Below are 14,086 nucleotides of genomic sequence, written 5' to 3' on the forward strand. Positions count from 1 at the left end.
CAACTCTTCAAGGAAAGACCAAGGGAACACTTTTAACTCTTTCCCACATAAGGAGAGCACTTTAAACTTTCACCCCAATGCTTTAATTAACAAGCAAGCAACCTTTAAAATCAGCAATCCCTATCCTCAATCACACTCTACTTCTCACACTTTAGATTTTATAAACAATGCCCTACCCTCTACTTTAGAATCTCTTAAAGATACTATCAAGAGTGCTAAGAATAAAAACAAAGACACTCATCATAATCAAACAAGTAAAGATTCTAAAAACTCTCAAGAATCTTTAGATTCTTTAGGGAGGATAAAAGAATATCAAGGCATACTCTGCTTTGTAGAGTATCTAGGATTAAATACTCAAAGTAGTGCAAATGTGTTTCATAGAGGTAATCTTACCCCCTCTTTAAATCATAAACATTTCTTTAAGCTTACTCTTTGCTCTTCTCTTTATAGAATGTCTTTAAATAAAGCAAATAGAATCTATACCAATAAGAGTGTTATAGAAGCCATACATTCTACACTCAACTTTTATACACACGATTTAATCAAACCTTTGGATTTCTCTGGGATTGCTTTACACTATCCAAAGTTAGAACTTATTTCTCAATATGAGGAGAGTGATTTAGACTTCATCACAAGATTAGCCCATAATAATGGCATATACTTTTGTGATGTGAGAGGGAGTATATGCTTTTATGATAGCGCACAAAGACACTCTAGTAGAGAACTTACTTTTAATCCTAATGTGAATAACACTTTAAATGAACCTTGTATCTCTAGTGTCTCTAAACTTCAATCTTTAAGAGCAAATTTCTTTACTCAAAGTAGCCAGAATGCTCTCAATCCTTTTTCATTAGAAAGTTTAAGTCTAAAGAGTGATTCCTTATTACAAGAAGGAGAGCAGAATAATTTCACACACTCTTTACATATAAATGAGCATCACTATAGCAATGAATCCTCCTTTACTCAAAGCAGTGATTTAAAAACTCCCATTACTTTAAAAGAAAAAAGATTAAGAGTGATTGAACAAAGTCTCAATGCACAGAGTAATATCTATGATTTAGCTTTAAATGAAAGTATTACTTTAAACTTCTCCTCAAGTTTAAAAGAAAACAAAGAGAGTTTAAGAGATTTTATAATTATAGGAATGGAGCAAGAACTTATTAATGAATCTTTATTAGAGAATAACTTTAATTCTAATGATAATGCCATTAAAAAAGAGAATGCAAAACATTTAAAAGAAAGTGTTACTTCTTTAATGAATACAGAGCAGATAAACAAAGGGAATGAAAGCTTTAATCCCCTCACTCAAAATACTTCTAATGCTTTAGAATCTCTTTCTTCTCCTTCTTCTTTAGGTAAATCTCACTCTTATAGTAATACCCTCACCCTTTTACCTATTACCTTTAGCTATACTCCCTCTTTAAAGAGTAAGCCTAAAGCTCCTAGTAGCACTTTAGGAGTTGTTATTGGAGAGAGTGAGGATATAGATGGAGAAAGAAATACTATTCATACAGATAACTTTGGTAGAGTAAAGGTCCGAATAAATTGCTTTGCTTCTCAAGAGGTTATAGATAATGCAAGAGTGAAAGAACAAAATAATGTTCAAGGAAAAAATATAGAGAATAACCATTCACAAGGCACTCTTCAAAACATTAATGGAAATACTAACACTCATACACAAACAACCAATGATACTTTAAGCAATACAACACAGACAGAGGAGAATATACACTCACAAGAAAATCATACAACAAACAATGATGTAGAGAATAACCATTCACAAATGAAAGCCTATTCTTATCATTACTCTCCTTATCTTAGAGTAAGCTCTCCTATTGCAAGTATAAGTTCAGGTTTGTATCATACTCCAAGAGTGGGAGATGAAGTGATTGTAAGTTTCTTTGATGAGGATATAGATAAGCCTTATATCAGTGCTAGTCTGTATAACCAAAGTAATCCTGCCTTGCCTCCTTTGCCTTTAAATGCTCATCAAACAAGTTTAAGTGCAAGAACTCTTAATAATACAAAAGAGACAGAGGATACAAACTCTTCTATAGTAGAATCTGGATTAAATGAAATCACGCTCTCTAATATAAAAGAGAAAGAACAAATCTATCTTCAAGCACAAAGAGATTATGAAGAACTCATTAAACATAACTTCACTCAAAAGATACAGAATAATAAAGATTCCATAGTAGAGGGAGCATATAATGAAAGGATTAAAAAGATTCATACGCAAACCATAGATTTAGCAAAGATTGTAAGTATTGGAGGAGAATATAATACGAATGTGGCTTTATCTAAAGATACCATTGTAGGATTAAGTCATACTTTAAATGTAGGAGCAAGTAATAAACTTAGAGTAGCTAAGGATAGTAGTGAGTATGTAGGAGAGGATAAGAGTGTAGAGATAGGGGGAAGTGTAAAAGAAGAGATAAAGGGAGATAAACACGAAGAGATTAAAGGAGAAGTGCAAACACATATAGAAAAATCTTTGATGCAAAATGTAGAGGGAGATATGGATATAAATACCACACAAAACTATACTCTCGTAAGCAATGAAAAAACGATATTAAAATCTTCTAAAGCAATGAGTTTAACAACAAATGAAAATTTAAGTCTTGAGGCTGATTCTTCAAATTCAGAGATTCAAACCAATTATAGCGTTAATGCTGGTAACACTATCCTTCACCAAGTAGGAGATACTTCTATTACTGCTAAGGGAGATTGTGTTATTATTAAAGCTGGTGGAGTAGAAGTAGTCATAGATTCTAATGGACTTATAGTTAAAGGTGGGGAGGTGAAGGCGGAGTGAGGGAAGATGCTAAGAGCAACTTTGACCCATTGCTTCTGCAAGGATTGCCATATAAGAAGGGAGGGGTAGATTATAGGACTCTATTTGCTCCAAATAATAATATTAAACTTTATGATTCTAAAGATACATATAATCGTATTCCTTTCGCAGAAGTTATAATGTGTAATATTGATTGTCAAGAGTTTTTACAAAATACTTCAATACCAATAAAGCAAGATGATTTTAATATTACTACTCAAGAAAATACAAAATCTCCAATAAGCATTACTACTTCACAAAGCAATAGTATCCAACCCTTTACCTATGAAGATTCTAACATTACAGCTAAAGAGATTATCAATAAGGATAATACTTCAACTTTGGTCATAGAATCTAATACAAATTTGCTAGAATATCAAGGTAATACCACTGATACTCTAATGAGTGGATTAAGTGGAGTGTTTGCTTCAATGGCAACATTAGCAAAGCAATTAGATTCACATATCAAAAATAATGTTAGAAAGTTTGGAGTGAAAGGACGAATTGCTTATTGGATATTTCAAGCAGAGGGTGCTTCAGTAAGTTTAACTTATAATTATGGCAATAATGGTAAGGATTTATTAAAAGTGGAGATAGTTTAATGAGCAAAAATCTAAAAAGCAATATAGAATCTAAGAAGTTAGCTTCTAAAAGAGAATCTATTACAAACACAGAATCTAAAGAAATCAACGACACTAAAAACCAAGAGAATATAAAGTTAGATTCTAAGGGCGATGAGATTGTGTATGAGGTAAAATCCAAATATTATTTTTTCAATACATTTACTCATATAATAATTCTTGCATTATGTGTAATTCTTTTGTGTATAGGGGTATTTACAGATATTTTTACAACATTGCTAGTTAAAATTTTATGGAGTATATTTTTTGGATTTACTATTTATCAGATTTATAATATTTTATTTGGAATGGTGCGCTTTTATGTTACAAACAGCGGTATAGGTTTTGAGCGCAGAAAGCTATTTGGAATCCAAAAAAAATTTTTTAAATTTGGAGAAGTAGAAGTAAGCATAGGGGAATATCAAGTTTTTGTTTTATATAATCACAACGAAATGTTTATTGCTCCATTTAACGCAAAAGGTTGGTATAGGCGAAAAAATATTTATCGCTTACATTTTCTAAATTTTTACTTAAAGAATGATAGGAAAATTTATGAAATATGGGATTTTATAAGGACAAAGAGTAAAATAGCATTAGAATCTAAAGGTATTGATACTCAATTTATAAGCTTTAACACGCTTTTTATTTGTTTTGTTGAGGAATAAATAATGAATCACGATAGCAATGAATCCAACACAGCAGGTATTAAAATAGGCTTACCTAACTCTAGTAATAAAGGATTTGATGTTAAGGCTGGCATGATAGATTCTAACCCCAATGCTCCCTATAATCCAAATAATAATCTTAAACTTTATGATTCTAAAGATACATATAATCGCACTCCCAATACAAATACCATAGTATGCTATGTTAATTGTGATAATTTTATAAACAATAATACAGGTAATAATCTCAATGGTTTTTCAAATAACAATAAAACTTTTTCCGCACAAGTTACAATGGATTCTAATCCTACCCAACCCTTTACCTATGAATATTCTAACATTACAGCTAAAGAAATTATCAATAAGGATAATACTTCAACTTTAGTCATAGAATCTAATACAAATTTGCTAGAATATCAAGGTAATACCACTGATACACTAATGAGTGGAATAAGTGGAGTGTTTGGGGCAATGGCAACATTAGCAGAGAAATATGGGGTAGATAAATCACTCAAAGAATCAACTAAAGGACTTGGAACTAAAGGCAGAATCTTGGCTAGTGTATTATTTCAAACAGAGGGTGCTTCAGTAAGTTTAACTTATAATTATGGCAATAATGGTAAGGATTTATTAAAAGCTGGGGTAACTCTTGGAGCAGAAATAGCTGGGACATATATTGCAACAAAGATAGGTTTATCCTTAATGGCTTCATCAATGGGGCTAAGTATAGCAGCTTTACCTGTCTTGCCCGCTGTTGCTATCTCTGCCCTTGCCGCAGTAGGCATTGGATTATTTCTTAATACTCAAACAGGCAAAGACTTTATAAATTTCCTTGCTGATGATGTTCTTAAACCCCTCATAGACTCCCTTGAATCCAAACTCCAATCTTTCTTTTCTATGTTTGATTCTAATCCTTTAGAATATGAATTAGTGCCAAATCCTACTTTAGAATCCAAAGACTACCAATCCCTTATAGAACTTCTCTTAAACAAAAACTCTAATGCCCTTGATATAGATACACTTCTCCATACTTTTCCAAACTATCTTGCTTATCCTACCCACTCTTATTCCACTAAAGATTCCACAAACTCTTCTCTTGCTCTCTCTACTCCAAAAGATGCTCTCCCTATACACATCAAAGCCCAATGCTTTAATCATAAAAAAGAAGTTTTAAGTAATAGAGAGATTTATGTGTATTCTCCAAACTTTTATTCTTTTGTAGATAGGGCTAAAAGTGATGAAAATGGCTTTATAGAATTTCATAATGCTTATGTCAGCTCTAAGATGACTAATTCGGATTTGTATTTTGTATTAAATAGGTATGGTTTAGATGAAGAACAAAAAGACTTTCATATCAAAATCTCTCCTTCTAAAACTATCCAACCAAAGGATAAACAAGTAGGAGAACTTTTAGAGCAAAGATTAAGCTTTGAGAAAAACATTCCTAAAGCTATCACTCTCAATGACAATATAAAGCCCAATATTAAAGTTAATGCCATAGAGTATATACCACAAGAATACAATCACAATTCTTTTAATTCACCTTTAGAACATCATCTTATAGAATCTATCACACTTCAAGCCCATTATGTTCTTAAAGATTCTCACAAGAAAAATATACAAGGTGATGAACAAAGTCTTCTTAAAGAATCTATACAAAGATATAAACATAAAACTAAATGGGGATACATTGTATTTGATAGAGATGAAGAGATAGAGCAAACATTAAAGCAAGTCAATAAGACACAACCTCTGATTTATTCTAAGAGATTTAAAGAATTAGAAAATATTAAAGGGGAAATAGTCAATATTCCTTTCAAAGAAGAATGGGAGAATAAGCAAATAAGATTCTTTGCTTATTTATGGAGAGCAAATAGAGATGTGGGAATAGATGTGGAAAAAAGAGAATATAGCTATATCATCCAAGTAGTCCATACCAAGCAAGAGGAAAAAGCTTGGTATGAGAATGAAAAGCTATGGGATACCATAGATGCTGTATCATTAGGTGCTGCTTTTATCCCTGTGGGTGGTTGGACTGCTGGTGTGGTAATTAAAGCCGGTGCAGAAGGTGCAAAAGTTGCTATCCGTTGGGCTAGTAAGAAACTCACAACAAGAACTCTAAAACTAAGAAATACGCAAAACAAAATCACAATTCAACAATATGAGTATAAAATAACAAAATATATCACTCGTTCTACCAATAGAGTAGCTAAACCTAAATATCCAAAACAAAGCCTTAGCCAAATGCCACAGCATGTAAGGGCTAGGTATGAGGAAAGAGTAGCGAGTAATTGGAAAAGAAGTAAGGGGGTGCCGGACAAAAAACTTGAGGCGGGTAGAAAATGGAAAAACGATATAGCACAACTACCTACGAGAGACACTAAGGGCAATCCTATCTTTTACAAAGAACACGATATAAGCATAGCAAGTAGTCAAAGTGGTAGAGGTGCAGAACGAATTGTAGTAGGACATAGTCAAGATGGCAATGTGTTGTATGACTATATCTACTATACACCCAATCATTACAATGATTTCATACATTTGATACCAAAATAAAGGAGAATACAATGTATTTAGATGAGGAATCAAAAAACTTTAAATACGATATGGAATATGGAATCTATACCATACAAAGCGAAAGTGAGATACCAAAGGAACTCATAGAGGACAAATATACTTTTTATGTCAAGATAAATGGCAAGGATATAAAAGATTATGAATTTGACTATATGGATATTATGCAAAATGCCTTTTTATTTCACACTAAAGATTGTGTAGGGAATCCCGATGCTTTTAGAGATTGGATGAGTGTTTTAGAATGGCTTACTTATGATGATGGAAATGGTATAGCCTATAAAAATATTATCTTAGTTTTTAAGCATTGGAATGAAGTGGGTAAGGGTTTTTTAAGTAGCGGGAAAAAGGTAAGGGAAAAGATATTGGAGGATTTTATAGAAAGTGGAGACTATGATAACTCTTGTGGAGGAATCTTGAGGCAGCTTGATTTTCAAGGGCGTTTAAAAGTTTTCAATATCTACCTAATCCTATAACAACAAAGCCTTAATCAAATGCCACAGAATGTAAGGGCTAGGTATGAGGAAAGAGTAGCGAATAATTGGAAAAGATTAACAAAATATGCTAAAAAAATAGAACCTAGAAACGATAAAAAATATGGAGAGCAAATAGAGATGTGGGAATAGATGTGCATTATCAAGCGACAATCCCTGATAATGTTATAAGAATAGAAACATTAGATGAGAGTGATGAGTTTATAGAGATTATCTTACCTGAAGAGCAAGAAGAGAATAATACCAATGATATAGAACAAGAAAATGATTGGCTAGATACTGCAAAAGATTTAGCATTAAATTTGGGACTAGCTGTAATCTCAAGAGGTAGATATAAGCCAAAGAATAGAACTAATAAGGTGAATAAAGGAGCAACAAATTTTAATAGGAGTTTGACGAGAGAAGAGGTGTTGGAGGTGGTGGATAAGTTGCCTAATGGCTAAAGAATTAGGCATCACACGAAGTAAGAGAGTCCATTTTGTAAGAAACACAAAAGAATTAGACGAATTAGTAAATAAATTTACAAAAAATGCAAAATATATTGGAGAACATAAACAAACAATAAAAGTGAAAAAAAACAGGGCAAAAAGAGGAGGTAAATGTGTTAGAATATTTTTTAGATGATGGCACTCCTATAGGCATCCGCTCTAATTCTCAAACAGGTGGTAAAGCCATAGATATAAACAAAAAAGAAAAGATTATTCATAATTTGGAGACGATAAGAAAATGAGGTATAAGGTCTTAGAAAGTATTGATAAATTTATATTTGATTCTATTTATAAAATCGGTATGGATAAAAAAATAGCGGCTGTTTTAGGTGATGAGGCATTGGATTTAAAATTACTATTAAGCAATTCAAATATTACAAAAATAGATATTTTAGAATACTTTGAGCATTATATTTTGGCAGAAGCAGAGTCTAACTTTGAAATTGATGAAGTATTTATGGGGCAATATGATGTTTATCCATTTGATGTTTTAGATAAGACACTTTTTGAAAATGATCCTAAACCTAGTTATGCAAGTGAATATATAGGAGTGATTGGTGAGTGTTTTTTGGGTAATTTGATAGATTTTACTTGCAAAGATGAAGAAAAAAGCTTGTTTCATTCTTTTAACTCTTCGTTTGAAGCTTGGAAATATTTTGAAGAAATATTTTTTTATCAATATCAAAATTATTTATATAGCAACGACAAAAAAGAAAATTCTAAAATACTTTGGAATAATCCTAAAGATTGGAATTCTTGGGATATAAATGTAATCCGCACAGAGAAAGGCACAAAATACTTTAATGAAATCCTAGCCCCTAGATTTTATAACAAATACAAAGACTTAAGTGTTGAAATAGATTCAAAAGGAAATATTATAAAGTGGATAGGAAAGATTAATAGATGAGTGCTTCAAACACATCTCACTCTTATAGTAATACCCTCACCCTTTTACCTATTACCTTTAGCTATACTCCCTCTTTAAAGAGTAAGCCTAAAGCTCCTAGTAGCACTTTAGGAGTTGTTATTGGAGAGAGTGAGGATATAGATGGAGAAAGAAATACTATTCATACAGATAACTTTGGTAGAGTAAAGGTCCGAATAAATTGCTTTGCTTCTCAAGAGGTTATAGATAATGCAAGAGTGAAAGAACAAAATAATGTTCAAGGAAAAAATATAGAGAATAACCATTCACAAGGCACTCTTCAAAACATTAATGGAAATACTAACACTCATACACAAACAACCAATGATACTTTAAGCAATACAACACAGACAGAGGAGAATATACACTCACAAGAAAATCATACAACAAACAATGATGTAGAGAATAACCATTCACAAATGAAAGCCTATTCTTATCATTACTCTCCTTATCTTAGAGTAAGCTCTCCTATTGCAAGTATAAGTTCAGGTTTGTATCATACTCCAAGAGTGGGAGATGAAGTGATTGTAAGTTTCTTTGATGAGGATATAGATAAGCCTTATATCAGTGCTAGTCTGTATAACCAAAGTAATCCTGCCTTGCCTCCTTTGCCTTTAAATGCTCATCAAACAAGTTTAAGTGCAAGAACTCTTAATAATACAAAAGAGACAGAGGATACAAACTCTTCTATAGTAGAATCTGGATTAAATGAAATCACGCTCTCTAATATAAAAGAGAAAGAACAAATCTATCTTCAAGCACAAAGAGATTATGAAGAACTCATTAAACATAACTTCACTCAAAAGATACAGAATAATAAAGATTCCATAGTAGAGGGAGCATATAATGAAAGGATTAAAAAGATTCATACGCAAACCATAGATTTAGCAAAGATTGTAAGTATTGGAGGAGAATATAATACGAATGTGGCTTTATCTAAAGATACCATTGTAGGATTAAGTCATACTTTAAATGTAGGAGCAAGTAATAAACTTAGAGTAGCTAAGGATAGTAGTGAGTATGTAGGAGAGGATAAGAGTGTAGAGATACAAGCAAACCTCAATACAAGTATTAAGCAAGATGAGAATAGGAATGTAGGGGGGAATAAGAGGGAGGTGGTGGAGGGAGATGTTGAATTGGATTCTATAAAAGGCTTAAATTACAGAAGTCAAGAACATATTAATCTACAAGCTATCAATTATATAGATGTATTTGCAAAAGAGAGCTTCTCTACCCAAACAGATAAGCAACACACAGAAACTGCAGATTCTAAATATAGTGAGATTCAAACCAATTATAGCGTTAATGCTGGTAACACTATCCTTCACCAAGTAGGAGATACTTCTATTACTGCTAAGGGAGATTGTGTTATTATTAAAGCTGGTGGAGTAGAAGTAGTCATAGATTCTAAAGGACTTATAGTTAAAGGTGGGGAGGTAAAGGCGGAGTGAAAGTAATAACACATATAAAGATAATAATAGGCAGATATGAAACCAATAAATAATAGCAACTCTATTCAGCAAAGTAATGAAATGCTACTTTATAATACTTTTAAATTTTACTTTGAGATAGATTTAGAAAATAATATAATGCCCATTGATAATGCCAAAAATTCTTTAAACACTTTTCTTAATAATGACAACAATGACTATATACAAATCACACAAGAGAATCTAAAAACACTCAAATCTTCAAAAGAGTATCTTACTTTATTACATATACAATATCTTGGGGAAAATGAACAAGTATTCGGTAAAGGCTTTCAACAAGCACTCAAAGAAAAATCTCATCTTAAGCTTTGGTATGAGATAAGATACAATAGCAATAGTAAAAATGATAAAAGCATAGCTATTAAGCGTTTTAAACAATCCAATCTCTTTGGGCTTTATGAAAATAATGATATTAATGATAAAATCTTTCAATCACTTTGTGATAATGTGCAAATTAAAACTAAAGACCTCAATCAAGATAAAGTTAGCCTTAATGAATCTATGATATTCTTTGAATTTTTAAACATTGCAGAATCTTCAAAATCTCAAACATACTATGAGAGCATAATAAAAAAAGAAGAAGAAATAAAGAAAAACTTTACAGATAATAGCTTCCCACTATCTCAAAGTCTAGTTTCAATCACTCAACCCTTTTTAAATACAATGAAGCAATATTATATCCAAGAGAATAATCCAAGCCTTAAAATAGAGAGTATTTACATTATACAAAAATCTAAAGATAAACCAAATGTTACAGATAATATCGCTACAATCAATAAGCGAATGCAGCAAAACAACTCCTCTTTTTTTATCTTTTATCCTCAAAGTATCGGGGATATAGCTCTGCAAATAAGACAAAAGTTTAATTCTACGCTCTACCTTATAGTTTGCAAAGATACAAAGATTGATTGCACTTACTTAGGCACTCATTCAAGGCTTTATTTGAGTGATTTTAAAGATAAGCAAAGCACAAATTATTTTTTAGGCACAGAGATAAAAAATGACACAGAATCTGCACAAGAACCAACTCTTTCACAAAAAGATGATTATCTTGAATTAGATAAAAATGGTGATGATATAGCAGATTATCAACAAGAATATATCTTTAAAAATGCAGAGCCTATACTCACTATCCAAAAACACCAAAGCAATATCCTACTCTACAATACAGGCTTTAGCAAACAAAACCATATTATTTCCAATGAAATAAACAAAAATCAAAAAGTGAATAAGCTTGGTATTAAATTAAAACTCAAAGAAGAAAAATCTCACTCTACTGATTGTTCTAAAGAAGGTAATTTCACACTCTACATTAATGAACTCTATATCTATTGCTCTAATCAACACTCCTCTATTCAACACAATCATAACAATGAAACGAACTCCAATGAGTCAAATAATTCTATACAAGATTCTCATAATTCACAGGGGCAACCTATCATCTATCTTCTTAACTGCGAAAATAGAAAAACCTATCAAATAAACTTACAAGAAAACAAAGATAATAATGGCAATACCAAAACAGATAAAGCTGGTAATATCAGTTATAGTGCTACTCTAAGCACCGAACTTAACCTTGATGATACTCCTCTTGCAAATGTTACAACTAAACTCATACTCTCTTGTAATGATTTAGTGACTCAAAATTATTCCACTTATGATATACACAAAATAACAGGTGTGGGCATAATATCAGTAAATAATCAAATAAAAAAACAAGCTAAAGCAGGTAAAGGCATTACTTATAAGAATATCTTACATCTTAAGCAAACTACAACACTTGATGAAAAGATAGACAATACAGATTCTATCCTTGAAGTGAGAATAAACAACATACAAAAACCAATAAAGATAGATACTGCCTTAGAATGTGAGGCTATCTATTATGGCTATAATTTGGTTAAATGGGCTTATATGATACTTCCTACAAAAGATTATAATCCAAACAAAACAGGCTTAATAAAAGATGAGCATTACTATGAACTCCCAAGTGATACCTACAAGGGAAATATAATAACATTTAATCCTAAAGAATATTTGCAAAGCCTACAATCACATCAAACAAGCTCTCAAAGTCCAAATTCAAAAGCACAAACAAACAATTCACAACCATCATCAAACTCTCAAACCACCAATCCTCCCAACTATTCCCAACAACTCCAATACCTCACACAGGGAGATTATACTTTAGTTATCTTTGCTTATCTACGCTCCCCAGCCTATAAAGCGAGGAATTATACCACCCATACCAAACTAGATTATAAACCTCCTTTATCACTTCAATTTAATGGTAAAGAACTTCAAATATTAGAATGGGGAGAGGTAAAAAGGGATAAGCTAGATTCTAATATATTTGATAAGGGAAATAATGAAAATAAAGCATATTATAGAATCTACTCTAAAGACTATGATGTTATAGATAAACAAGATATTCCTAAATTGTTTTCATCTTACTCTCTTACATATGATATTCTAGATACAGAAAAATATTATCAATCCAATCATCTCAAAGAACAAGATATTATAGTTTCTATGAAGCAAGATACTTCTCTACCCAAAGGAAGCTACTATCTTTATACTAAAGATATAGAGCAATCTCTAAAAATTCAAACAGACTATCTCTATAGAGCAAGAGGATATAAAGCCCTTAATATCTATACCATAGATACAAACAATCAATATAAAATCTCTTATCATAGTAATCCATTAGATAATATCCCTTATCCCAAAGGCACTACTTTTATCATAGCTCCTAATACTCCAATACCTACACATTATACAGATAAAAAAGTAAAAATATGTCTCAAAGGAAGCAGAACTTATAAAGACTTTATATTGAATCTCAAACAAAAGATAGATACTCTCAAAACTCAAGGTTATGAAATAGATAAGGTGAAACTAGAGGTGGGGTATGTTAGTATTGAAATAGCAAGGCTAAAAGCCTTTATGTATGCTTTGAGATATGGGGAAGGAACACTTTATGATAAAGGCTATAAAACACTTGTAGGTGGAGACACTTTTGATGATTTTTCAAAACACCCAAATATTTACAATAAAAAATTAAATTCCACAGCAGCTGGAGCTTATCAAATTTTAAAAAAAACTTGGGATAACATTAAGAAATATAGAGATAAGTATGGTATTGATGATTTTTCTCCAAAAAATCAAGATAAATCGTGCATAATATTATTGCACAAAATTAGAGACTCACTAGATTTAATAATGGCAAATAAAATTGACGAAGCCGTAAGAACTAGGACAGATAAGCCAAAGAAAAGATTGCATTATGAGTGGGCGTCTCTCCCAGAATCTCCATACAATCAGAGAACAGAAACAATGGAGAATTTTATGAAATATTATGATAAACATTTAAAAGAGGAATTGCAAGGCATATCAAATCTTGCAATAAGCAATGGAGAAATTGCAGAATTTTTACAATTATTAAGGAGTGATAAATGAAAAAACTAATCCTTGCTTTTATGTTGATTTTTGGCCATGCGCAAGATTTAGTGCACATGCAAAGCACACAAAACACCGAGTCCGATTTTTATAATGAGTGGTTTAAGCAATGGGGAAATCATAAATGGAACAATAAATCTAGCAACCCTGCCGCTACAAATAAATCTTATGCTTTTGAGAGCGCGTATATTATCATTGATATGATTAAGGCAGATGATATTGCTGGGTTAGAGCTTATATACAAAGCATTAGAAAAGGACAAAGAGCATAATATGGCGTTTTTAAATGGCATTATCGGTGCGCCTACTTTTGAGCAGCAAGCCATAGATTTGGCAAATGCAAAGGCACTTAAATTTTTGCTTAAAAATCATATAATAGACGATGATATAGAGAGTTTGTGCGACTACGCTAATCAAAAGCTAAATGAGGCAAAATCTAATGGTGATTCTAATGCTGTTCAAAATTATGAAAAGATTATTGAGATTTTAGAAAAATATAAAAGCGGACAATGATTTGCAAAAATCATTTTTAAGAAAGG

The 14,086-nt window shown here is 31.6% G+C and carries 10 protein-coding genes and 1 pseudogene; all 11 read left to right on the top strand.

Going from position 1 to position 14,086, the window contains the following annotated elements; genetic code table 11:
• Positions 1-451 precede the first annotated feature (451 nt).
• Positions 452-1,036 (top strand): annotated as a pseudogene (locus HCN_RS12590) (contractile injection system protein, VgrG/Pvc8 family); the annotation flags it as partial.
• 360 nt (positions 1,037-1,396) lie between these two features.
• Positions 1,397-2,815 (top strand): bacteriophage T4 gp5 trimerisation domain-containing protein, encoded by a 1,419-nt coding sequence (locus HCN_RS12595; protein ID WP_408605638.1) that lies wholly within the window; start codon positions 1,397-1,399, stop codon positions 2,813-2,815.
• A complete protein-coding gene (locus tag HCN_RS06855; RefSeq protein ID WP_014667013.1) occupies positions 2,812-3,435 on the top strand; it encodes a hypothetical protein in 624 nt (207 codons plus the stop codon). The genes HCN_RS12595 and HCN_RS06855 overlap by 4 nt, the downstream gene beginning before the upstream one ends.
• Positions 3,435-4,118, top strand: a complete 684-nt coding sequence (locus tag HCN_RS06860) for a hypothetical protein (protein WP_014667014.1) — start codon at positions 3,435-3,437, stop codon at positions 4,116-4,118. The genes HCN_RS06855 and HCN_RS06860 overlap by 1 nt, the downstream gene beginning before the upstream one ends.
• A gap of 3 nt (positions 4,119-4,121) precedes the next feature.
• Positions 4,122-6,674 (top strand): ribonuclease domain-containing protein, encoded by a 2,553-nt coding sequence (locus tag HCN_RS12045; protein ID WP_014667015.1) that lies wholly within the window; start codon positions 4,122-4,124, stop codon positions 6,672-6,674.
• An 11-nt stretch (positions 6,675-6,685) separates the two neighbouring features.
• Entirely contained in the window at positions 6,686-7,168 is a 483-nt protein-coding gene (locus tag HCN_RS06880) for a hypothetical protein (protein ID WP_002957589.1), read from the top strand.
• Positions 7,169-7,308: 140 nt separating this feature from the next.
• Positions 7,309-7,629 (top strand): hypothetical protein, encoded by a 321-nt coding sequence (locus HCN_RS06885; RefSeq protein WP_014667016.1) that lies wholly within the window; start codon positions 7,309-7,311, stop codon positions 7,627-7,629.
• Positions 7,630-7,912: 283 nt separating this feature from the next.
• Positions 7,913-8,581, top strand: a complete 669-nt coding sequence (locus HCN_RS06895) for a hypothetical protein (RefSeq protein WP_014667019.1) — start codon at positions 7,913-7,915, stop codon at positions 8,579-8,581.
• Complete coding sequence (locus HCN_RS06900) at positions 8,578-10,050, top strand: bacteriophage T4 gp5 trimerisation domain-containing protein (RefSeq protein ID WP_014667020.1); 1,473 nt, start codon at positions 8,578-8,580, stop codon at positions 10,048-10,050. The genes HCN_RS06895 and HCN_RS06900 overlap by 4 nt, the downstream gene beginning before the upstream one ends.
• Before the next feature lie 36 nt (positions 10,051-10,086).
• Entirely contained in the window at positions 10,087-13,548 is a 3,462-nt protein-coding gene (locus HCN_RS06905; protein ID WP_014667021.1) for a glycoside hydrolase family 24 protein, read from the top strand.
• Complete coding sequence (locus tag HCN_RS06910; RefSeq protein ID WP_014667022.1) at positions 13,545-14,060, top strand: hypothetical protein; 516 nt, start codon at positions 13,545-13,547, stop codon at positions 14,058-14,060. The genes HCN_RS06905 and HCN_RS06910 overlap by 4 nt, the downstream gene beginning before the upstream one ends.
• Positions 14,061-14,086: the final 26 nt, after the last annotated feature.

Source organism: Helicobacter cinaedi PAGU611 (assembly GCF_000284635.1).
Taxonomy (GTDB): domain Bacteria; phylum Campylobacterota; class Campylobacteria; order Campylobacterales; family Helicobacteraceae; genus Helicobacter_C; species Helicobacter_C cinaedi.